Below are 21,089 nucleotides of genomic sequence, written 5' to 3'. Positions count from 1 at the left end.
ACCAATAAGGATAACAAAGCATGTACCAGATGCAGGAAGGCACGTTGGCGCTGCCCGTGGAGTGGCAGGACAAAACGATGAACGTATTTGTGTCGGCAGCGACTGGCACGGAAGGCGTGAGTTTCGTGATCACGCGCGAGCGACTGCCGTGGGGCATGAAGTTCGCCGAATATGTGTCAAGCGAAATCCGGAAGGTGGCGAAGCAGGTTCCAGACTATGCCGAGGTGGCAAATGAAGACGCCACCGTATCCGGGCGCGCCGCGCATGTGCACGAGTTTACGTGGACGAACAACCAGGCGCCCATTCACCAGCGGCTGACGATGGTGGAATACGGGCAGGTTGTCCTGATGCTCACCTTTACTGCGCCCGGCACGCTGAGTGACACACAGCGCGAACAAATCCGGGCGGTGATTCAGAGCCTTCAGTTGCGCGATCCGATCTGAGGCTGCAATGTCGGACACGCCGAATTACGACGAGCCGAGCGGCAGCCCACAGGAACGTCTCGATCAGATCGCCAGGCTGGAGGACGGTGAAGCCGCGAAAGCGGCCGAGCAGCCGTTTTACGAGCACCTCAACTACGGGATGCTTGGCGCCGATGCGGGCCTGACCGCCGTTGAGGGGACGGCCGCCGGGCTGAGTGCGGCCGGTACAGCGCTGGCTGGTGGCGCGACCGGCGGGGCGGCACTGGGTGCGGGCGCGGTCGCGGCGGGCACTGTCATGCTCCCGCTCGCGATTGCAGTCGGTGGCGCCTGGGCACTCGACAAGGTTGGTTTCACTGGATGGCTCTCCGGGCAATTCACGCGGGTCGGCGATGCACTGGGCCTGACGATCGGCCACGGCGATCCGCATCCCGCCTGCGTAGGCGATCGCATCGCGCATTCGTCGGGGTTTATGGGAATCCTCACCGGCATTGCCGTCGGGGTGGCGATCGGTGTTGCGGTGGCGGCTACTGTGGCGACTGGCGGACTCGTCGGCGGGTTGATCGTCGGGGCGTGCCTGGCGGGCGGCCTGACGCTTGGTGGTGCGCTTGCGTCGGCCAGTCAGAGCATGGGCAGCAACTGTGGGGAGATCAAGACTGGATCGGACAATGTGTACTTCGAGGGCAAAAAGGTCGCGCGTGTCACGGATCTGGTGAAGTGTGATCACCATTCGAGCGCACCGCAGGCGCTCGTCGACGGCAGCAAAACCGTGTTCGTCAACGGGCTGCCGCTGGTGCGGATCGGCCACGAGACCCACTGTAGCGGTAAAGTCAATTCGGGGCGCAACAGCATCTGGATCGACAAGACGACCGGAAATTATGGCCCGAAGAACCCGGAGCTGTCCGCGACGCAGGAATTCCTGGCGGGTTTGATCGGCGGGATTGTAGGCGGCGGAGTTGGAAAAGTTGGCGGCAAGGGGCTGCGGGCGGTGCGCGAAAAATTCCGGCCCGAGCCCACCCGGTCGGCAGAGCAGAGGGGTATCAAGGACGAGAATCGACCGAAGTGCAAGGACCCGGTTGATCCGGTATCCGGAGAAATGCTGGAGATCCGCACGGATCTGACCATTCCTGGAATCCTGCCTCTTGAGTTCAAACGACGCTATCGGACTCGATCGGACGATCATGGATTGCTCGGTCACCGCTGGTCGGACAACTGGTCGCAGCGATTGGCGTTCGATGGTGGCCGCTTCGTGCGATTCCACGATGGCGCAGGTCTGGTGATCGGTTTTGACGCGCCGGATATGGCGCTCAACGGCATTAACCTGCGTGAGCCGCGTTATCGGCTGGTCGGAAGCCGACTCGAACCGCGCATCTTCGATCGTGACACTCGGCAACTGCGTATTTTCGCGCCGCTCGTCGACGGGCGCTCGTCTCGCCTCGAACGGATCGAGGACCTCGACGGCAACGCGATCGTTCTTTCCTACGATACTGCTGGCCGTTTGAGCGGCATGGTCCATAGCGATGGCTATCGGCTCGAGATTGCCTATCTTGGCCGCGACCGTCAGCTGCAACGGATCGTTCTCCATGAGGCGGACGGTGGTTCCAGAACGCTTGTGGGCTACGACTACCAGAACGGCATGCTTACCCATGTGGCGAGCTTCCAGTTTGGGCAGTTCTATTACGCGTACGACGAACACGGCTGGATGACCCAATGGCGGGATACAGATCAGACCGATGTTCGATATCGGTACGACACCGCTGGTCGTGTAGTCGAGACAGGTACACGGCAGGGCTATCACACGGGCCGATTCATCTACGAAGCCGGCTGCACACGCGTGATTGACGTCGACGGCGAATGGACCTACGCCTATAACGACGAAGGTCTTGTAACGGCCGAAACTGATCCGCTCGGCCATTGCACTTGCTCCGAATGGGAACTTGGTCGTTTGATGGCTCGGATCGATCCGCTTGGTCGACGGACGGACTATCGATACGACGAGCGAGGCCAACTGACTTCGGTCGTCGAAAGCTCGGGAAGGACAGTTGACTTCGATTATGACGATGAGCAGCGCCTAACCGGGGTGCGCTTGCCGAACGGCGGCACGATCAAGCTCGAGTACGACCATCTGTATCGGTTGATTGCACGGACCGAGCCTGACGGCAACAAAACGACCTATCGCTATGGGCCCCGTGGCGAACTGCTGCGAGTGGTTCAAGGTGATCGCGAGACGCGCCTGGACTACGATGACCGGCTGCGGCTGACCGACATCGAATTGCCGACGGGGGCGCGCTTTAGGCGCAAGATTGACGTGCTGGGCCGGCTGTTGGAGGAAACGTCGCCCGATGGGCATGTGACGCGTTACGACTATGCTGACGGCCCGGCAAATCCACGCGGTCTGCTGAGTGCGGTTACGCGCCCTGATGGATCCGTGTCGCGGACGCGATACAACAGCGAGGGCCTCCCAGTCGAATGGATCGATCCGCTCGGTCGCATGATCCAGCGAACCTATGGCCCATTCGATTTGCTGACGGCGTCTATCGATGCCGCTGGTCATGCCACACGCTTCGAGTATGACCATGCGACCAGGTTGACGAAGGTCATCAACGCGCTGGGCGAGTCCTACACGTACCGGTACGACGCGGCTGGACGTCTCACGGCCGAGGTCGACTGGGGAGGGCGCGAGACTCGATACGAGCGCGATCCTACCGGTCGCCTGATAAGCAAGACGTTGCCGGACGGTGGGCAGTGGCGCTATTCGTACGATACATACGACCGGCTCATCGAGGTCGACGCGGGTGACGTGCGACTGGCCTATCGTTACGATGCAGTCGGAAGACTGGCATCGGCGGAGGTGCAGGGTGAGCGCTCTCACGTGACGCGCTTTGCTTACGACAGGAACGGACGCGTGATCGGTGAGGATCAGCATGGCGAACTGTTGCGGCACGTCTACGACGCTAATGGTCAGCGACGCCTGCGGATGACGCCTCGGCGGGAAACGGTCTATGCATATGATGCGTTGGGTGCACTGATCCAGGTGAGCGGGCTAACGATCCGGCGCGACGGCGTGGGACGCGAGATCGGTCGGCAAGCGGGGGAGTTCGTTGCGCAGCAAACCTACGACATGCTTGGCCGCATTCACCGACAAATCGCGGGTCCTGCGGCAGCGTTCGATGCCTTACAAACCGACCCAGCCCGCGCGTTCGAGCAATTGACGAGGCACGTCTATCACTACGACGCTGCCGGACAACTTGAGCGAGTCGACACTGACGCCGATACGCTCAAGTACCGGCGTGACGCACGCGGCCAGATCGTCTCCGTGGATAGTCTGCTTCAGACTGCCGAACACTTCCGCTATGACGCGGTGATGAACATTGCTGCGCATGGGCGTCAAGCTCCTGTGGATGCTCATCATTATGGTCGGGGCGGCCTGCCGGAACGAATCGGCTATGCACGCTACCGGTACGACGCGCGTGGCCGCACAATCGAGAAAACGGTCGAACAGCCGGGGTTTCGGCCGAAGACATGGCAATACACGTGGGACGGCCTTAACCGGATCGTAAAGGTCAAGACACCTGAACGAGGTGTCTGGCTGTACCAATACGATGCTTTCAACCGCCGGATCGAGAAGCAGCAAGTTGGCGGTCGCGAAGCAGTGAAGTACGTTTGGGACGGTTCGACGCTGGCTGAGCGCTGGATCGAGCAGCGGGACGGTACGACGGGACAGGTGGTGACGTGGCATATCGAGCCAGAGACCTTGTCGCCACTGGCGCAGGAGACTGACGATGGTCTGTACCCTATCGTGACCGATCAGATTGGCCAGCCGAAGGCGGTGTTCGACGTACGCGGCAAGACAATCTTCAAGGCCTCCCATACACTCTGGGGGAAAGTGTTGCCGATACGAGGCGCAGCTAACGATGGCGATGTTGCGCCCATCGATGCGACGCTGCGGTTCCCGGGACAATGGTTCGACGAAGAATTGGGGCTGCACTACAACCTGCATCGCTATTACGACCCGGACTCAGCCCAGTATCTGAGCGTTGATCCGCTCGGGCTTGCGGGCGGATTCCGGACCCAGGGCTACGTTCATGAACCCAGCGAGTGGGTTGATCCGTTCGGGTTACAGCAATGCCCAGAACGGGAAGTCAATGGAACGAAGATATACGGCAAGGGGCAGAAGGACGGAACACCGGGGCACGATCAGTTCTCAGAGATGATTGCCAACAAACTTGCGATGAGTGGCAAATTCAAGGAAATTTATCTGAATCGATCCTACAATTTTGCTACTGATAATGCCGTTTCAGCGCGACGCCCCGACATTATGGCGGTAGATGTTAATGGTAGGGTGCATGCGATCGAAATGGCTTCCCGGACCGACATGGGGACAAAGTTGCGAACGCTAACTACGCGTAACTATGATGCAATGCAAAATCTTCCACCAAATGCGCGCGGGGATATACTCGTGTTTGAGCATCCTTATGATGCGCAGATGATAAAGACGGATTTGGATAATTTGATATCAGGGATTTGAGAGGATATGAGTACGGGAATCGTAATTTATGGGACTAGTCCGACTCAGGTCATCTCCACTCTAGAGGTGGCTGAAGATCTATTTCGTCAACTAGGCTCGGAGGCAACCAGGGCGATGTTTTTTAAATTCGTCGTTCGAGGCGGGGAGAGAACTGTTGACGATCAAGAAACATCTCTCCCTGATCTGAGGTCAAAAATATCGAATGGGGAAGTTTCCGCATTTCAGGTATTTAATGACGGAAAAAAAGTTGACGTTCCGGCTATTTCGTTTGGTTGCAATGTCCCGGAATTTGGGGGGCTATCATTTGTCGATGTTCAGATCGAGAGGTCGGTGTGTGAGATAAATAAAGAGATAGAAAAATTTCTTGAGGACGTTGTGGTGCACTTGAGTTGCAAATATGCCATTGTGTACGATGCGGAAAAGTCGTCGATTGCGTATAAATACTCGACCGGGGTGAATTTGGTTAGGATTTTCCCTTTTGAGAATACGGCACTTTTCACGCGAGAACTTCCCGGTAGGGTGCCGGGCTCGGCGAGTTATGAACGAGAAAAGCTCAGGATGATTTATCCTTTGAACGTACTCAACGAGAATCACATGGAGATTCGAATCGATGATATTTCATTGAGGGAGTGGATTATGTCTGATTCATCTCGGGGCTCCTTGAAAAGTATTCCAAACAATATGTGGCTCTGGGCCGTTGAGGATGCAGATTTGACCGCAGTAAACAACGCTTGTGGAGAAGCAGGGATATTGCTCGCTTGGCAAAAGGCACCTGCGAATAAGCCGGCGCGGAAATTGCCCTGAGGTCATTTTCGGAAGGCGTGAATCGTAACTAAATTACACGTTTGCGGATCTGGGGAAATTATCGTCTCGCTAATGGCGTCGACGACCTGTCCGTGGGTCTTCCGCCGCCGACGGAGTAGGGAGGAATGGAAAAAGCTAACAAAGTATCTGTCTGGGTTGGAAAGTTCGCTGACGACGATGATCTTACGGACTACATCGAGAACGCTTGCGACGAGAAAGGTGACGCTTCCAATCAGTTTCGAGACGATACCGGAATTGACTGGATTGACGATGACTTCCGTGAAGCGGGCATGCTGCAACCGGATCTAAGCCTCCGAAAGAATCTTGTAGGATTTTCTTGGATCGATAGTTTTGCTGACGTGCTGATTCCCGAGCTCGAAGCTATGCGCGGTGTTGATGACAATGGTCTGATCTACTTTATAACTTCGAATACGAGGGCGCATACGAGCCGCCACTTCCGGCTGACCGGGAACCGTTCGCGCGCAGGTATTCATTCCGGTTCTGCTCGCGCTGCTCATACCCAGGCACTGCGCGACCGAAACTATCGCTCCCACCCGCACCGAGCGCGACGCGGTTCGGAGCCGAGACAAAATCGGGTTCGTGTTTAAAAGAAGGCGGGGATGCCACGAGCGCATCGCTCGTCACCTGCAACGGCCGCGTATCCGGCGTATCGAACGCGCTACGTTCGTCAGGCGCAGCGAACTGCACGCGTCGGCGGCTCATCCGCGCCGCATATCCATCATCCATATCGAGCCGGGCAGTTTCTCGTCTCTCGCGCAGGAGACCGAGGATGGTCTATATCCGATCCTGACCGACCAGATCGGCCTGCCGAGAGCAGTGCTCGACGAACAAGGCCAGCCGATGTGGAGGGCCGCGTATTCGTTGTGGGGAAAACTGCTGCCGGTTAGGCGAGCAGCGAACAACATACAGAACACGCCGATCGACACGACGCTACGCTTCCCTGGTCAATGGGCAGACGATGAGACCGGGCTCAGCTACATTCGGTTGGATGGGAACCAGAAACGTCGTTCTATCCGGCAGCAGGATCCGGTGGACAGAATCAGTTCATGGGAACAACGAAATCGTGGTCTGACGACTGGATTATTCCGGTCGACAAATCAATGTGACCGTCATGGATCAAGATATTCAAGATATGTTTCGGCGCTACCGCGATCGAGGTGTTGATTTGCAACAGCTACGCGCATGGTTAGATAACCAAGGAGCACGCGTCGAAGCACAAATTCCACGAGGTCAGTTGCTGAAACTTCGGCGGGGAAGCGAAGCCCAGAGCAACGGAGCGATCGCTCAGTTGCTGCCCGCGTGCACGCACTGCCGTGGTATCGGGTTGCCCAAGCAGTTCGTGTCGCGCATGGAGTATCAGCAATATTCACAACGCCGTGATGCTACTGTTGCAAACGGAATTCTTACGGAAATCGTTCCGCCGCTTTTTGATTCCGAGGGCCCAGGCTCGGCAGGTTCTGCAATGTACTATCGTTGCGCTCAGTGTCATTCGATTTGGGTATTCGTGGAACCTGAGAGGGCGGAAAATGGATCATGGAATAGAGTTATTTAAATTAAATTCCATATGGCCCGTCGGCAAAAAGGGCGTGGTGACCAAGGGCAGTCATGTGCCTGTGGTGCTGGATATGCAAGACTGTAATTGGGCGTCGTTGCCCCGCAAGGCGAGGATCGAGATTGAGCCAGGTAGGCTGATCATCACGCAGCTGTAAGCGCAACGCCGCGAGATGCGGCCGCGCTGCGCGACATCACGCAGCGCGCCGGACAGGGTAGAGCAGCCGCAAGCGGCAGCCACCCTAAACCCCGCATCACCAAGCGATATCGCAAGACGATCGTGACGTCCCCGCACCGCCGGTAGCCGTGCATTTCGTCCCCGATCCGTTGTCATAGAACGTTCGCGTCTCCGGTTGCGGCACCGACGGATCGAACGGATTCGGCACGCCGTGCGGACCGCGCGGCGCATCGTACGGCCGCTGGGGCGCATACGCACCCCTACCTCCAACTGACCGAGAGCCGTTCGCGCGCAGGTATTCATTCCAGTTCTGTTCGCGCTGCACATACCCGGGCCCTACGCGACCCAAACTATCGCTCCCGCCCGCGCCAAGCGCGACGCGGTTCGGAGCCGAGACAAAATCGGGTTCTTGTTTAGAGGAGGGCGGCGATGCCACGAGCGCATCGCTCGTCACCCGCAACGGCCGCGTATCCGGCGTATCGAACGGGCTACGTTCGGCAGGCGCAGCGAACTGCACGCGTCGGCGGTTCATCCGTGCCGCATGCCCATCCTCCCGAGCAGCAGCACGCCGCTCCGATCGAAATACATTGGCACCGGCCGACCGATCGGTCAGCGCATCGCGTCCCGAAGCATGGGCAGTCGAAACAGAAAGCGCGCACGCGATCGCGGCGGCGGAAGAGAGGCGGACGGAGTAATTCATGGGCGATCCGAAGCAGGCGATGTGCATTGAACAAAACGGCAGATCAATCACTGGCTGGCTGCTGGGCGACGAGCGGGTTCGGCGCGGCCCTGAGGCGATTGCGAGGCGCGGCGGGCGCGACTTGCACGAAGGCTGGCTGGATTGCGGAAACGAGGTCGCATTATTTCACGGATATATCAAAAAGCTTTCAGATCGTTTAGTTTTCCCGCTAAACGGAAATTTTTACCGCCTCGCGCAGCGCCCCGTCCTGGTGCGCACGCCCACAATCATCAGTCGATTGATTTCCAGCGCCCGGGCCGCCGGCAGCTCGAAAAATGCGCCGGCGCGAATCCCCCATCGCTGAAAACCCCGCCCAGCAAGGAATCCGCCCCGATCCCCGTGCCGAATAGCAACCCGATTGCACTCGAAGCAAACGTTCTCGCCCCGCCGAGGTTGCGCCGCAGTCGCCACCCATCCATCTCAAAAACGTACGTGTTTTCCCTCAATCGACAGGCATTTTTGACAGACGATTGAAAAACGCCCATATAATTTCGGCTGCCTTGCCAACAGCTGTCGGACCATCCCTCCGAACCAGCGATTTGGCAAGCGGGGCAGGCGAAACGCTTGCGCAATGCAAGACGCATCACGATGTCTTTCCGAACCAGACGTCCCTTTCGGGGACTGCAAGAGCCGGGCCCCGCTACGCAACATTCCGCCGGAGTTCCGTCTTCTATGTGTCTCGGGCGTGTCCCATGTCCTCGCCCCGGGTGCTGTTCGATTGCGCAAGTCATGCCGCCTTTGCCCGTATGACTAAACAACATCGAGGAGCTCCCAGATGACGCTGTCCCGTCTTACGTCCATTTCCGTCGCCGCCGTGCTGTTCGCCGCGGGCGCCGCCGCCGCGCAAGCGGAAACCGTGAAGATCGCCATCGCTGGTCCGATGAGCGGCTCGGTCGCCCAATACGGCGACATGGTGAAGGCCGGCGCGCTGACCGCGATCGAACAGATCAACGCGGCAGGCGGTGCGGGCGGCAACAAGTTCGAAGTCGTGCTGATGGACGACGCGTGCGAACCGAAGCAGGCCGTCGCCGTCGCCAACAAGATCGTCAGCCAGAAGATCAAGTACGTGATCGGCCACGTGTGCTCGGGTTCGACGATTCCCGCGTCGGACATCTACGAGAACGAAGGCATCGTGATGGTCACGCCGTCGGCCACCGCGCCGCAGCTGACCGAAGGCAAGAAGCGTCACTTCATCTTCCGCACGATCGGCCGCGACGACCAGCAAGGCCCGGCCGCCGCGCACTACATCATCAACAACGTGAAGCCGAAGAAGGTCGCGGTCCTGCACGACAAGCAGTCGTACGGCCAGGGCATCGCGTCGTCGGTGAAGAAGGACCTCGAAGCCGCGAAGATCCCGGTCGTGCTGTTCGAAGGCATCAACGCCGGCGATTCGGACTACTCGGCGATCATCACGAAGCTGAAGTCGCAAGGCGTCGATTTCGTCTACTTCGGCGGCTACCACCCGGAAATGGGCCTGCTGATGCGCCAGGCGCGCGAGCAGGGCGTGAAGGCGACGTTCATGGGGCCTGAAGGCGTCGGCAACAAGGACGTGACGGCGATCGCCGGCCCGGCGTCGGAAGGCATGCTGGTCACGCTGCCGGCCGACTTCTCGGCCGATCCGGCCAATGCGGCGCTCGTGAAGGCGTTCGCGGACAAGAAGCGCGATCCGAACGGCCCGTTCCAGATGCCGTCGTACGCCGCGGTGAAGATCATCGCCGACGCGATCGCGGGCGCGAAGACGACGGATCCGACCAAGGTCGCCGCGTACATGCACAAGACGACGTTCGATACGCCGATCGGCAAGGTCGCGTATGACGCACAGGGCGACCTGAAGGCGTTCAAGTTCGTCGTCTACACGTGGCACAAGGACGCGACGAAGACCGCCGCCAAGTAATACGGAGTACCCGCCCCGCACACGCGCTCTGCCCGTCACCCGGGCGGAGCGCGTGCGCATTTGGCCGTTCCGCGGCCGACGGGCGGCCCGAGACGACACCGTGCGTTGCGCGCGGCCGATCGCCGTGATCCGGCGCAGGCATGCGACCCAATGCCAACGGGAGCTTCCCGCACATGACTGACTTCTTTCCTCAATTCGCCCAGCAGCTGGTCAACGGCCTGACGCTGGGTGCGATCTATGCGTTGATCGCCATCGGCTATTCGATGGTCTACGGCATCATCGGCATGATCAACTTCGCCCACGGCGAGATCTACATGATCGGCGCCTACGTGGGCCTCGTGACCCTGACCGCAATCGGCATCTCGGCCGGCTATCCGCTGCCGCTCGTGCTCGGCGCCGCGCTGATCGTGTCGGTGATCGTCACCGGCCTGTACGGCTTCGCGGTCGAGCGCGTCGCGTATCGGCCGCTGCGCGGCGGCCCGCGGCTCGTGCCGCTGATCTCGGCGATCGGCATGTCGATCTTTCTGCAGAACTACGTGCAGATCGGCCAGGGTGCGCGCGACGTGTCCGTGCCGGTGCTGATCTCCGGCGCATTCGACATCCATCTCGGCGGCGACTACGACGTGACGATTCCGTATGCGCGGCTGTTGATCGTCTGCGTGACGCTCGTGCTGATGATCGCGCTCACGCTGTTCATCTCGCATTCGCGGATGGGCCGTGCGTGCCGCGCGTGCGCCGAGGACATGAAGATGGCGAACCTGCTCGGCATCGACACGAACCGCGTGATCTCGTTCACGTTCGTGCTCGGCGCGATGCTGGCGGCCGTCGGCGGCGTGCTGATCGGGCTGACGATCGGCAAGCTGAATCCGTATATCGGCTTCGTCGCGGGCATCAAGGCGTTCACCGCCGCGGTGCTCGGCGGGATCGGCAGCATCCCGGGCGCGATGCTCGGCGGCGTGCTGCTGGGGCTGGCCGAAACCTTCGCCGCGGGCTACATGCCGGCCGAGTACAAGGACGTCGTCGCGTTCGGCCTGCTCGTGCTGATCCTGCTCTTCCGCCCGACCGGCCTGCTCGGCAAGTCGGACATCGAAAAGGTTTGAGGGAGACGCAGATGAGTCAAGTCATTTCCGTTCGCCGCCCGGCCGCCGATGCTTCGATCGGCCAGGCGCTGAAGAATGCGGTGGCTGCCGCGATCCTGACGGCGATCCTCACGATTCCGGTGCTCGGGCTGCAACTGAAGCTCGACGGCTACCAGGTCGTGCTGACGCCGCACTGGCGCCCGGTGTGGATCGCCGTGGCGGCGGTATTCCTGTTCCAGTTGTTCAAGCCGTGGCTGATGCGCGCGAAAGCGGCCGTGAAGCTGCCGGCGGCGCCTGCGATGGGCGCGCGGCAGCAGCGCGCGATCATCTGGGTGCTGCTCGCGGTGGGGCTCGTGTGGCCGTTCTTCGGCTCGCGCGGCGCGGTGGACGTCGCGACGCTCGCGCTGATCTACGTGATCCTCGGCCTCGGGCTGAACATCGTGGTCGGTTTCGCAGGGCTGCTCGATCTCGGCTATGTCGGGTTCTATGCGGTCGGCGGCTATACGTACGCGATGCTGAACCAGTATTTCGGGCTGTCGTTCTGGGAGTGTCTGCCGATCGCGGCGATCGCCGCGGCGACGTTCGGCTTCCTGCTCGGCTTCCCGGTGCTGCGCCTGCGCGGCGACTATCTCGCGATCGTCACGCTCGGCTTCGGCGAAATCATTCGCCTGCTCGCGAACAACCTGACGAGCCTCACCGGCGGCCCGGACGGCATCTCGAGCATTCCGAAGCCGACGGTGTTCGGCTTCGAGATGGCGCGCTCGGCGAGCGTCGAAGGGGCGAAGACCTTCCATGAACTGATCGGGCTGGAATACAGCGGCGAGCACATGGTGATCTTCCTGTACCTGATCGCGCTGCTGCTGGTGGGCTTCACGCTGTTCGTCACGAGCCGCCTGATCCGCATGCCGATGGGCCGCGCGTGGGAAGCGCTGCGCGACGACGAGATCGCGTGCCGTTCGCTCGGCCTGAACCCGACGCGCATCAAGCTGTCGGCGTTCACGCTCGGCGCGGCGTTCGCGGGTATCGGCGGCGCGTTCTTCGCGGCGCGTCAGGGCCTCGTGAATCCCGAATCGTTCACCTTCATCGAATCGGCGCTGATCCTCGCGATCGTCGTGCTCGGCGGGATGGGCTCGCAGCTCGGCGTGATTCTTGCGGCGATCCTGCTGACCGTGCTGCCGGAAGTCGCGCGCGGGTTCGCCGAGTACCGGATGCTGATCTTCGGTCTGGTGATGGTGTTGATGATGATGTGGCGTCCGCAGGGCCTGCTGCCTGCGAGCCGTCCCCACGTGGAGTTGCCGCAATGAGCGCGAATGCAGAACTGTTGAAGGTTGCCGGGCTGCAGATGCGCTTCGGCGGGTTGCTCGCGGTGGACGGCATCGATTTCGACGTGCGCCGCGACGAGGTGTTCGCGATCATCGGGCCGAACGGCGCGGGCAAGACCACGGTGTTCAACTGCGTCGGCGGCTTCTACAAGCCGACCGGCGGCGACGTCGTGCTCGACGGCCACGCGATCGCGGGGCTGCCGAGCCACAAGATCGCGTTGAAGGGCCTCGTGCGGACGTTCCAGAACATCCGCCTGTTCAAGTCGCTGACCGTCGTCGAGAACCTGCTCGTCGCGCAGCACCGCAAGGTGAAGGCGGGGCTGCTGCACGGGCTGTTCGCGACGCCCGCGTATCGTCACGCCGAGAAGGAAGCGCTCGAACGCGCGGCCGTGTGGCTCGACCGGATGGGGCTGACGTCGGTCGCCAACCGGCCGGCGGGCACGCTGTCGTACGGGCACCAGCGGCGTCTGGAGATCGCCCGCTGCATGATCACCGAGCCGCGCCTGCTGATGCTGGACGAGCCGGCGGCCGGCCTCAACCCGCAGGAAAAGATCGAGCTGCAGCATCTGATCGACAAGCTGCGCCGCGAGTTCGGCGTATCGGTGCTGCTGATCGAACACGACATGAGCCTCGTGATGGGCGTGTCCGACCGCATCCTCGTGATGGAGCACGGCCGGCCGATCGTGATCGGCACGCCGGAAGCGGTCCGCAACGACCCGCGCGTGATCAAGGCGTATCTGGGGGAAGAGTGATGCTGAAGCTGGAACAGGTCCATACGCACTACGGCGCGGTCGAGGCGCTCGCGGGCGTGTCGATCGAGGTGAACAAGGGCGAGATCGTCACGCTGATCGGCAGCAACGGCGCCGGCAAGACGACGCTGATGATGACGGTATGCGGCACGCCGCGCGCGTCGTCGGGCCGCGTGCTGTTCGAAGGCAACGACATCACCGCGATGTCGACGCACCAGATCATGCGGCAGGGGATGGCGATCTCGCCCGAAGGGCGGCGCGTGTTCCCGAGCCTGACGGTGCTCGAGAACCTGAAGATGGGCGGCTTCTTCGCGAGCCGTCACGAGATCGACGACGGTATCGAGCACGTGTTCAAGCTGTTTCCGCGCCTGAAGGAACGCGCGACGCAGCGAGCCGGCACGATGTCGGGCGGCGAGCAGCAGATGCTGGCGATCGGCCGCGCGCTGATGAGCAAGCCGCGTTTGCTGCTGCTCGACGAACCGACGCTCGGCCTCGCGCCGCTCGTGATCGCGCAGATCTTCGACATCATCCGGACGATCCGCGACGAAGGCGTCACGGTGTTCCTGGTCGAGCAGAACGCGAACAAGGCGCTCGGCGTGGCCGATCGCGGCTACGTGCTCGAAACGGGGCGCGTGGTGCTGGCCGACACGGGCGCGAACCTGCTCGCGAACGACCGGATCAAGCAGGCGTATCTCGGCGGTTGACGCAGGAAAGCCGCCGGCCTGCAACGGGCCGGCGGCGGTTTGCCTGGCTGTTCGCGTCCGCTTGCAATCGCTTGCAAGACCGGTTCCCGGCCTTTTTCCCTATCCGATCCTGAACGTGCTTTTCAGCACGTCGCGCAGATGCCGCGCGGCGCGATTGCTGTCGTCGGTCAGCACCGTGACCAGGTGCGGCGGCAGATCGGGCAGCACGATGCCGGCGACGCGGCTCGTCAGGTTGCCCGACACGCGCTCATGCTCGATCAGGCCGACCGCGAGGCCGTTCGCGATGCACGCTTCGACCGCCGGCGAACTGGCGCTTTCGAGCAGCAGCCGGTGTGCGATCTTCGCCTTCTTCAGTGCACTCAATGCGACGTCGCGGTACGGGCAGCCCTGTAGTTGCACCGCGATCGGCAGCGGCGCGTCGGGATCGAACTTGAACGTGCGCGCGGCGACCCACACCGGATGGGTCTTGCCGAGCAGCTCGGCGTGCGGCGGCGCTTTCGGTACCACGGCGATCGTGATGTCGAGCTGGCCGCGCGCGAACAGCTGCTGCAACTCGTCGCTGGAGCGCGCTTCGACCGTCAGTTCGAGCAGCGGCCGGTCGGCGGCGAAGCGCGGCAGAAATTCCGCCATGAAGTGCGCCGCATAGGAATCGGGGATGCCGAGCCGCAGCTTGCCGGTCAGCATCTGCGGCGACAGCGATTCGACGAGCCGGTCGTGGCTCAGCAGAAACTCGGTGGTGTCGCTCAGCAGCTTGTGACCAAACTGGGTGAGCTCGACCGCCTGATTGTTTCGCGTAAACAGCCGCTGCGCGACCATTTCTTCCAGCTTCTGAATCTGCGCGGTGACCGACGACGGGCTGCGGTTCACATGAACGGCCGCATCCTTGAAGCGGCCGAGCTTCGCGACGGCGTGGAAGGTGCGCAGCAGGTCGACGTCCAGGGTACGCGGCATGATTTGGTTTTTCCGAATCGGTGATTCATGTAATGTCGATTGACGGAATTATCGAGCAACCCATATTCTCGGGTCAACGGCTCGAACCGATTCGTCCGGCGCAGTTGCGCGGCCCGCGCCTGTCCCCGGCCACTTTCCGAGAATCGTCGCTCCATGCAGCTATTCCTGCTTCAACTCGTTTTCGTCCTGTCGTGGAGTTCCGGGTTCATCGGCGCCAAGCTCGGCGCGGAGACTGCCGGCGCGTTCAACCTGCTGTTCTGGCGGTTTCTGCTCGTCACGCTGTGCGTCGCGATCGTCGTCAATCGGCGGATCGGGCGCCTGACGCTCGAAAAAATCCGCTATCACGCGGTGATCGGCTTCCTGTCGCAGTTTCTTTATCTGGCCTGCGTGTACACCGCGATCCAGCATGGGCTGCCGCCGGGCATCGCGGCGATCGTCGCGGCGTTGCAGCCGCTGATCACGGCGGCGATGGCGTCGTTCGGCGGCAGCGAGCGCAGCGGAGCGCGCCAGTGGGCCGGGCTCGTCGTCGGGTTCGTCGGCGTGGGCATCGTGATCGGCGGGCAATACGCGCTGCCGGCCGGGTCGGTCGGGATCGTGATGTACCTGCTGCCGCTGGTGTCCGCGTTCGGGCTGTCGATCGCGACGATCTATCAGCGCCGCCGCGCGTTGACCGACGTGCGCAGTAACGAGGACGGGTTGGTCCTGCCGTTGTTCGTGCAGGGCTGCGTGAGCCTCGTGCTGTTCGCGGCGTGCGGGATCGCCACGGGCGACCTGCACGTGCCGACGCAGCCGAACGTGTGGGTGTCGGTCGTGTGGCTGATGGTGTTCTCGACTTTCATCGCTTATCTGTCGTTGTGGGCGCTGCTCGGGCGGATGCCGGCGACGCGCGTGGCGACGCTCGTCTATCTCGAACCGCCGGTAACGCTGATATGGGCCGCATGGATGTTCGGCGACCGGATAGAGGCGACGACCTACGTCGGCATCGTCGTCGTCGCGATCGGTGTCTGGCTGGCCGGCAAGCACGGTGCACGGCCTGCGCGGCCGCGCTGCGCGGACATGGAGACGGCCGGCCGCCGACACGCTGGTCGCGCGAATGATTCCGGTGTAGCTTCGCGAGACTGCCCGAATCGTCAAGGAATCCGATGAAAGTCAAACGAATCGTCGCCAACGTCGACACGCGGTCCGTCGACGACGCCAAGCGCTTCTATCAGCACATCTTCGGCCTCGACCTGCTGATGGACCACGGCTGGATCGCGACCTACGGCAATGCCGAGCGGATGGACGTGCAGATCAGCTTCGCGTCGCAGGGCGGGGCGGGCACGCCGACGCCCGATCTGTCGATCGAGGTCGACGATGTCGATGAAGCGCTCGCGCGCGTTCGTGCGGCCGGCGTGCCCGTCGAATACGGCCCGACCGACGAGCCGTGGGGCGTGCGGCGGTTTTACGTGCGCGATCCGTTCGGCAAACTCGTCAACGTGCTCGCGCATCGCTGAGCGGCGACGGCGGCCGGCAGGCGGCGGGCGGTGCACGTCGGCGTTCACGCATGCAACGCCAGCCCCTTCACCGCCTTGTCGACGGCCTTCTTCGGCCCGTGCAACGCCAGGCCGACCAGATCGGGATGCTCCGCGTCCTCGGCGCGAAACGCCGCGCGGTTGGCCGCATCGTGCCCGGTCGAAAACATCGCCCGCACGTACGGCACGATCGTCAACTCGCGCGACAGCGCCTGACGGTGCGCGGCCTGCAATCCGTTCAAATCGGCGGCGAACACCAGCATCGGCTGGCCGAGCATCCGGCCGTAGCGGCGCCCGGCCGCATCCTCGTAAGGCTCGCCCAGTGCGTCCGGCGCGCCGGCCGCGACGCCCGTCGCGAGAAACGCGACCACGTTGAGTTTCTGCCACGCGGCGAGATCGTCGCGCACGATCAGCGCTACTTTGGTATCGAACATGCTTGCTCCCGGTTGGAGCATCCATGATCGGACGTCGTGCGCGATCAGTCTGGAACATTTGTGCAGAGTTGCCGGTACGCGGCCGGCGTGATCCGGTATGCGCGGCGGAACCAGCGGCCGAGGTGGCTCTGGTCGGCGAAGCCGACGTCGGCGGCCGCCTGCGCGGGCGTACGGCCGGCGGCCAGCAGCTTGCGCGCGGCACGCAGCCGCAAGCGCACGAGGTACGCGTGCGGCGACGTGCCGAACGCGCGCTGGAACATCCGCGTGAGCCGGAACCGGTCGATGCCGGCGACGCTCGCGAGTTCGTCGAGGCCGATGTTGCCGTCCATGTGCGCGTGCAGCAGGTCGCGCACGCGCGCGATTGCGGGCGGCACGGCGCTGCTCTCCAGCGCGAGCGGGCTGCCCAGCTGGCTGCCGAGGCGCATCAGCAGGCGGTCGAGCGTCTGGTCGCGCGCAAGCCGGCCTTCGTTGTCGTGGATCGCGAAGAAGGCGTTCCGGATCGCGTCGACGAGGCCGCGATCGTCGACGAGCGTATGACCGAACGTGGCTTCGACGCTGCCGAGGCCCGGCAGGTCCAGCCGGCGCGCGGCGCGCTCGACCCACGCCTGCGGCAGGTACAGCATCCCGTACGTGAAGCCGTCGGCTTCGGGCGCGTGGCCGTCGTGCATCGCGCCCGGCTCGATCAGGATCGCGCGGCCCGGCACGCTGGTATGCAGCGACCGGTGACACTGGAAGCGTTGCACGCCCTGTTCGGTGAAGCCGACCAGCATGTCGTCGTGATCGTGCGCATCGTACGCATGGCCGTTGAAATGGGCGTGCAGGCTTTCGATGCCGGTTTCCGCATCGCGGCGCGCGACGAGCCAGTGGTCGGTCGTGCCGCCGGTCTTTGCGTCGGTCGTCATCGCGCGCCTCGCACGTCGTCGTGGCGTGACGGAACGCGGTTGCAGGCGGCGGAACAGGGAAGGCGGGTGCGGTTCATGATTCGTTCGTCGCCGCCTGTTCGTCGCGTGCATATTGCGCGGGCGGCCGACCGACGTGCCGCGCGAACGCGACGCTGAAGGTGCTCGCGGAACTGTAGCCGACGCGCGCCGCAATCTCCGCGATGCGGCCTTCGTTGCGGCGGAGCAGATCCTTCGCGAGCGCCATGCGCCATGTGAGCAGGTATTCCATCGGCGCGACGCCGACCGCGCGGCTGAAGCGTTCGAAGAACGTCGAGCGCGACAGCGCGGCTTCCTTCGCGAGTTCGACGATCGTCCACGGATGCGCCGGGCGTTCGTGCATCCGGCGCAGCGCGGCCGCGAGGCGGCTGTCGGCGAGCCCGCGCACGAGCCCGGGCGACGCGTGCGTGCCGGTCGTGAACCGCATCGCCTCGATCAGCAGCACTTCCAGCAGGCGCGCCAGCACGATCTCGCGGGCGGGCCGCTGCGCGCGCGATTCGTCGCGCACCAGTTGCACGAGCGTGGTCAGCCGCGGCTCGCCGCGTACGTGCACGAAGCGGGGCAGCAGCGACACCAGCAGCGACGCATCGGGCGAACCGAAGCTGCAGTTGCCGGCCATCATTCGCATGTCGACCGGGTTCGCGGGATCGCCGATCCGGTATTCGCCGTGATCGAGCATGACCGGCGGCGCGGTGTCGATGCCCGGCGGCGGCGGTTCGAGGCTCGACATCGCGACGCCGTAGGCCGCCGGAATCAGCATGAAATCGCCGGGCAGCAGTTCGATCGGCGCGTGCCCGTCGATCGCGATCCGGCACCCGCCGTCGAGGACCGCGCAATAGAACGGCTCGCCGGCGACCGTGCGATTGATCGCCCACGGGCTCGCGCCGCGCACGTACTTCGAATGCCGCGCGCCGGGTTGCAGCAGCGTCACGACTTCGGTCAGCGGGTCGATCATCGCCGGACTCTCGCAAAAGAAAAGCGGATTGTCGATTGTAGCGAATACGGCGGCGGCCATCTATCGTACGGACAGGTGCTCAACACATCCCAGGAGTTCGCATGAAGACCGTACTGATTACCGGCTGTTCTTCCGGCTTCGGCCTCGAAATCGCCCGCCATTTTCTGGCGCGCGACTGGCAGGTCGTCGCGACGATGCGTACGCCCGACGGCGACGTGCTGCCGCCGTCGGAGCGCTTGCGCGTGCTGCCGCTCGACGTGACGAACGCGGACAGCATTCGCGCCGCGATCGATGCCGCCGGCCCGATCGACGTGCTCGTCAACAACGCGGGCTTCGGCGCGGCCGCACCGGCCGAACTCACGCCGCTCGACACGGTGCGCGCGCTGTTCGACACCAACACGATCGGTACGATCGCGGTGACGCAGGCCGTGCTGCCGCAATTTCGCGCGCGGGGCGCCGGCGTGATCGTGAACGTCACGTCGAGCGTCACGCTGAAGGTATTGCCGCTGGTCAGCGCGTATCGCGCAAGCAAGGCGGCGGTGAATGCGTTCACCGAATCGATGGCGCTCGAACTCGCGCCGTTCGGCGTGCGCGCGCACCTCGTGCTGCCGGGCCGCGCGCCCGACACGCGCTTCGCCGACAACGCACGGGCCAACATGCACGGCTTCGAGCACGAAGCGTATGCGGACTTCGCCGGCAAGGCCGTGGCGCGGATGCTCGATGCGTCCGGGCCGATCACCCATGCGCAGGACGTCGCCGAAGCCGTGTGGCGCGCGGCGACCGATCCGTCGAGCCCGATGCGTATCCCGGCCGGCGCCGATGCCGAAGCATGGGCCGCCGAAGCCCGCTGATCGTTCCGGTGTACGAAGCATGAGCGCGTCGCGCCGGGCGGTCGAGCCGGTGCGACGGATCGCTCTGCAAAAAAACGAGGCTGTCGTGTGCCGTTACAGCGCGCGCGCGATCGCCTGCTCCAGCAGCGACAGGCCGAGATCGATCTCGTCGTCGCTGACGGTCAGCGGCGGCGCGATCCGGAACACGCCGCCCATGCCGGGCAACTGCACGATGTTCATGCTGAGCCCGAGGTTCATGCACTCGCGCGTGATCTTCGCGCCGAGCCCGTCCGCCGGCTCCCTGGTGCGGCGATCCTTGACGATTTCGACGCCGAGCAGTAGCCCGCGCCCCCGCACGTCGCCGATGCAGTCGAAGCGCTCCATCAGGTCGAGCAGGCCGCGCCGCAGCCGCTCGCCCATCGTGTTCGCGCGCGCGACGAGGCCGTCGCGCTGCACGACGTCGAGCACGCGCAGGCCGACGGCCGCCGGCAGCGGGTCGGACACGTGCGTCGTATAGAACAGATAGCCGAGTTCGTGCGCGCGTTCCTCGATGGCCGCGGACGTCACGAGGGCCGCGAGCGGCAGCCCCGCGCCGAGCGTCTTCGACAGCGTCAGGATGTCGGGCGTCACGCCGTCGCGCTGGCACGCGAACATCGTGCCGGTGCGACCGACGCCCGTTTGCGCTTCGTCGAGGATCAGCAGCATGCCGCGTTCCTCGCACTTGCGCTTGAGCGCGGCCATATAGCCTTCCGGCAATTCGATGATCCCGCCCGAACTGAGGATCGGCTCCGCGATGAATGCGGCGAGGTTGCCGCTCGACTGGCGATCGATCAGGTCGAACGCGTAGTCGAGTTCGGCGAGCGGGTCGTAGGCGCCGTTGCGCTCGAAGCGGGGCCGGTACGCGAACGGCGCGGGAATCGCGAACGAGCCGACCGACGCCGGGCCGACGCCCTTGCGGCCGGCGCTGTACGTGGCCGACGCGGCGGCGCCCGTCATCCCGTGCCACGACTGCGCGAACCCGACGATCTCGTACTTACCCGTGACGAGCTTCGCCATCCGGATCGCCGCCTCGTTCGATTCCGCGCCGGTGCTGAGCAGCAGCGCGCGGTCGAGCCCGGCGGGCGTGATGTCGGCCAGGCGCGTCGCGAGATCGACGACCGGCCGCGACAGCATGCCGCTGAACAGGTGGTCGAGCTTGCCCGCGTATTCGCCGATCACGGACACGATCTCCGGATGGCTGTGGCCGAGCACCGCGCTCATCTGGCCCGACGTGAAGTCGAGGATCGCGCGGCCGTCGGCGTCGTAGACGAAGCTGCCTTTCGCGCGCTCGACGATCATCGGCTCGAACGTGCCGCCGTAGCGGACCAGATGCTGCCTGGCGTTGCGCCAGAAGGTTGCGTCGTCGTTCAGGGACATCGGGCGGCTCCGGGCAAAAGGGCAGGGATCGCTTGCAGTCTAGGCGCGCGTCTGGTTTGATGGAAA

General features: G+C 63.4%; 19 protein-coding genes and 2 pseudogenes. 15 read left to right on the top strand and 6 right to left on the bottom strand.

Annotated features, from left to right (window positions below; translation table 11 throughout):
• Positions 1-20 precede the first annotated feature (20 nt).
• The 6 genes and pseudogenes from WS95_RS08595 to WS95_RS32930 all read left to right on the top strand — a co-directional run bounded on the left by WS95_RS08595 (position 21) and on the right by WS95_RS32930 (position 7,324).
• Entirely contained in the window at positions 21-443 is a 423-nt protein-coding gene (locus WS95_RS08595) for a DcrB-related protein (RefSeq protein ID WP_006484761.1), read from the top strand.
• Positions 444-450: 7 nt separating this feature from the next.
• Entirely contained in the window at positions 451-4,947 is a 4,497-nt protein-coding gene (locus WS95_RS08590) for a DUF6531 domain-containing protein (protein WP_059823299.1), read from the top strand.
• Positions 4,948-4,953: 6 nt separating this feature from the next.
• The gene (locus WS95_RS34710) at positions 4,954-5,751 is read left to right on the top strand and encodes a hypothetical protein (RefSeq protein ID WP_156444459.1); all 798 of its coding nucleotides are present in this window, start codon (positions 4,954-4,956) and stop codon (positions 5,749-5,751) included.
• A gap of 125 nt (positions 5,752-5,876) precedes the next feature.
• Positions 5,877-6,359: an immunity 22 family protein gene (locus tag WS95_RS32940; RefSeq protein ID WP_082725196.1), complete on the top strand. Its 483-nt coding sequence runs from the start codon at positions 5,877-5,879 to the stop codon at positions 6,357-6,359.
• 136 nt (positions 6,360-6,495) lie between these two features.
• Positions 6,496-6,750 (top strand): annotated as a pseudogene (locus WS95_RS36090) (RHS repeat domain-containing protein); the annotation flags it as partial.
• Positions 6,751-6,883: 133 nt separating this feature from the next.
• Positions 6,884-7,324 (top strand): hypothetical protein, encoded by a 441-nt coding sequence (locus WS95_RS32930; protein ID WP_236872714.1) that lies wholly within the window; start codon positions 6,884-6,886, stop codon positions 7,322-7,324.
• Between the two features lie 253 nt (positions 7,325-7,577).
• Here the strand turns inward: WS95_RS32930 and WS95_RS32925 are convergent, their stop codons facing one another.
• Positions 7,578-8,228, bottom strand: a complete 651-nt coding sequence (locus tag WS95_RS32925; protein WP_082746870.1) for a hypothetical protein — start codon at positions 8,226-8,228, stop codon at positions 7,578-7,580.
• Between WS95_RS32925 and WS95_RS34705 the strand changes: the two genes are divergently transcribed.
• The 6 genes from WS95_RS34705 to WS95_RS08560 all read left to right on the top strand — a co-directional run bounded on the left by WS95_RS34705 (position 8,200) and on the right by WS95_RS08560 (position 13,988).
• Entirely contained in the window at positions 8,200-8,544 is a 345-nt protein-coding gene (locus WS95_RS34705; protein ID WP_156444458.1) for a hypothetical protein, read from the top strand. The two genes, WS95_RS32925 and WS95_RS34705, sit on opposite strands and share 29 nt — an antisense overlap.
• 471 nt (positions 8,545-9,015) lie before the next feature.
• On the top strand, positions 9,016-10,134 hold the full coding sequence (locus tag WS95_RS08580; protein WP_034204312.1) for a branched-chain amino acid ABC transporter substrate-binding protein: 1,119 nt from the start codon (positions 9,016-9,018) through the stop codon (positions 10,132-10,134).
• A 173-nt stretch (positions 10,135-10,307) separates the two neighbouring features.
• Positions 10,308-11,234 carry a high-affinity branched-chain amino acid ABC transporter permease LivH gene (gene livH, locus WS95_RS08575; protein ID WP_034204313.1) on the top strand — a complete coding sequence of 309 codons (927 nt, stop codon included), beginning with the start codon at positions 10,308-10,310 and terminating at the stop codon, positions 11,232-11,234.
• Between the two features lie 11 nt (positions 11,235-11,245).
• Positions 11,246-12,517, top strand: a complete 1,272-nt coding sequence (locus WS95_RS08570; protein ID WP_034204314.1) for a high-affinity branched-chain amino acid ABC transporter permease LivM — start codon at positions 11,246-11,248, stop codon at positions 12,515-12,517.
• Positions 12,514-13,287: a high-affinity branched-chain amino acid ABC transporter ATP-binding protein LivG gene (livG, locus tag WS95_RS08565; RefSeq protein ID WP_034204315.1), complete on the top strand. Its 774-nt coding sequence runs from the start codon at positions 12,514-12,516 to the stop codon at positions 13,285-13,287. The genes WS95_RS08570 and livG overlap by 4 nt, the downstream gene beginning before the upstream one ends.
• Positions 13,287-13,988: an ABC transporter ATP-binding protein gene (locus WS95_RS08560; protein ID WP_011694813.1), complete on the top strand. Its 702-nt coding sequence runs from the start codon at positions 13,287-13,289 to the stop codon at positions 13,986-13,988. Before livG ends, WS95_RS08560 begins: the two co-directional genes overlap by 1 nt.
• A gap of 99 nt (positions 13,989-14,087) precedes the next feature.
• On the opposite strand, the gene WS95_RS08555 is transcribed toward WS95_RS08560, so the two are convergent.
• Complete coding sequence (locus WS95_RS08555) at positions 14,088-14,939, bottom strand: LysR family transcriptional regulator (protein ID WP_034204316.1); 852 nt, start codon at positions 14,937-14,939, stop codon at positions 14,088-14,090.
• A gap of 153 nt (positions 14,940-15,092) precedes the next feature.
• Here WS95_RS08555 and WS95_RS08550 point away from each other — a divergent pair.
• Positions 15,093-16,013 (top strand): annotated as a pseudogene (locus WS95_RS08550) (DMT family transporter); the annotation flags it as partial.
• 68 nt (positions 16,014-16,081) lie between these two features.
• Entirely contained in the window at positions 16,082-16,432 is a 351-nt protein-coding gene (locus WS95_RS08545) for a VOC family protein (RefSeq protein ID WP_059823298.1), read from the top strand.
• 44 nt (positions 16,433-16,476) lie between these two features.
• Here WS95_RS08545 and WS95_RS08540 read toward each other — a convergent pair whose 3' ends face one another.
• The 3 genes from WS95_RS08540 to WS95_RS08530 form a co-directional block, all read right to left on the bottom strand.
• A complete protein-coding gene (locus WS95_RS08540; protein ID WP_034204318.1) occupies positions 16,477-16,884 on the bottom strand; it encodes a DUF2000 domain-containing protein in 408 nt (135 codons plus the stop codon).
• Between the two features lie 44 nt (positions 16,885-16,928).
• Positions 16,929-17,786 (bottom strand): AraC family transcriptional regulator, encoded by an 858-nt coding sequence (locus WS95_RS08535; RefSeq protein ID WP_034204319.1) that lies wholly within the window; start codon positions 17,784-17,786, stop codon positions 16,929-16,931.
• 73 nt (positions 17,787-17,859) lie between these two features.
• Positions 17,860-18,837 carry an AraC family transcriptional regulator gene (locus WS95_RS08530; RefSeq protein WP_059823296.1) on the bottom strand — a complete coding sequence of 326 codons (978 nt, stop codon included), beginning with the start codon at positions 18,835-18,837 and terminating at the stop codon, positions 17,860-17,862.
• A 41-nt stretch (positions 18,838-18,878) separates the two neighbouring features.
• On the opposite strand from WS95_RS08530, the gene WS95_RS08525 reads away from it, so the two are divergent.
• The gene (locus WS95_RS08525) at positions 18,879-19,628 is read left to right on the top strand and encodes an SDR family oxidoreductase (RefSeq protein ID WP_059823294.1); all 750 of its coding nucleotides are present in this window, start codon (positions 18,879-18,881) and stop codon (positions 19,626-19,628) included.
• A gap of 93 nt (positions 19,629-19,721) precedes the next feature.
• On the opposite strand, the gene WS95_RS08520 is transcribed toward WS95_RS08525, so the two are convergent.
• The gene (locus tag WS95_RS08520) at positions 19,722-21,023 is read right to left on the bottom strand and encodes an aspartate aminotransferase family protein (RefSeq protein ID WP_059823293.1); all 1,302 of its coding nucleotides are present in this window, start codon (positions 21,021-21,023) and stop codon (positions 19,722-19,724) included.
• Between the last annotated feature and the right edge of the window lie 66 nt (positions 21,024-21,089).

Origin of the sequence: Burkholderia sp. MSMB1826, from assembly GCF_001526325.1 — a bacterium.
Lineage (GTDB): Bacteria > Pseudomonadota > Gammaproteobacteria > Burkholderiales > Burkholderiaceae > Burkholderia.
This window is presented reverse-complemented; position numbering and strand designations above follow the sequence as displayed.

Coding starts and splice junctions, on each gene's coding strand:
- WS95_RS34710 (WP_156444459.1), top strand. CDS start 4,954: ATGAGTACGGGAATCGTAATTTATGGGACTAGTCCGACTCAGGTCATC.
- WS95_RS08530 (WP_059823296.1), bottom strand. CDS start 18,837: ATGGCCGCCGCCGTATTCGCTACAATCGACAATCCGCTTTTCTTTTGC.
- WS95_RS08580 (WP_034204312.1), top strand. CDS start 9,016: ATGACGCTGTCCCGTCTTACGTCCATTTCCGTCGCCGCCGTGCTGTTC.
- WS95_RS32930 (WP_236872714.1), top strand. CDS start 6,884: ATGGATCAAGATATTCAAGATATGTTTCGGCGCTACCGCGATCGAGGT.
- WS95_RS32925 (WP_082746870.1), bottom strand. CDS start 8,228: ATGCACATCGCCTGCTTCGGATCGCCCATGAATTACTCCGTCCGCCTC.
- WS95_RS08560 (WP_011694813.1), top strand. CDS start 13,287: ATGCTGAAGCTGGAACAGGTCCATACGCACTACGGCGCGGTCGAGGCG.
- WS95_RS34705 (WP_156444458.1), top strand. CDS start 8,200: ATGGGCGATCCGAAGCAGGCGATGTGCATTGAACAAAACGGCAGATCA.
- WS95_RS08525 (WP_059823294.1), top strand. CDS start 18,879: ATGAAGACCGTACTGATTACCGGCTGTTCTTCCGGCTTCGGCCTCGAA.
- WS95_RS08570 (WP_034204314.1), top strand. CDS start 11,246: ATGAGTCAAGTCATTTCCGTTCGCCGCCCGGCCGCCGATGCTTCGATC.
- WS95_RS32940 (WP_082725196.1), top strand. CDS start 5,877: ATGGAAAAAGCTAACAAAGTATCTGTCTGGGTTGGAAAGTTCGCTGAC.
- WS95_RS08545 (WP_059823298.1), top strand. CDS start 16,082: ATGAAAGTCAAACGAATCGTCGCCAACGTCGACACGCGGTCCGTCGAC.
- livG (WP_034204315.1), top strand. CDS start 12,514: ATGAGCGCGAATGCAGAACTGTTGAAGGTTGCCGGGCTGCAGATGCGC.
- livH (WP_034204313.1), top strand. CDS start 10,308: ATGACTGACTTCTTTCCTCAATTCGCCCAGCAGCTGGTCAACGGCCTG.
- WS95_RS08595 (WP_006484761.1), top strand. CDS start 21: ATGTACCAGATGCAGGAAGGCACGTTGGCGCTGCCCGTGGAGTGGCAG.
- WS95_RS08535 (WP_034204319.1), bottom strand. CDS start 17,786: ATGACGACCGACGCAAAGACCGGCGGCACGACCGACCACTGGCTCGTC.
- WS95_RS08590 (WP_059823299.1), top strand. CDS start 451: ATGTCGGACACGCCGAATTACGACGAGCCGAGCGGCAGCCCACAGGAA.
- WS95_RS08520 (WP_059823293.1), bottom strand. CDS start 21,023: ATGTCCCTGAACGACGACGCAACCTTCTGGCGCAACGCCAGGCAGCAT.
- WS95_RS08540 (WP_034204318.1), bottom strand. CDS start 16,884: ATGTTCGATACCAAAGTAGCGCTGATCGTGCGCGACGATCTCGCCGCG.
- WS95_RS08555 (WP_034204316.1), bottom strand. CDS start 14,939: ATGCCGCGTACCCTGGACGTCGACCTGCTGCGCACCTTCCACGCCGTC.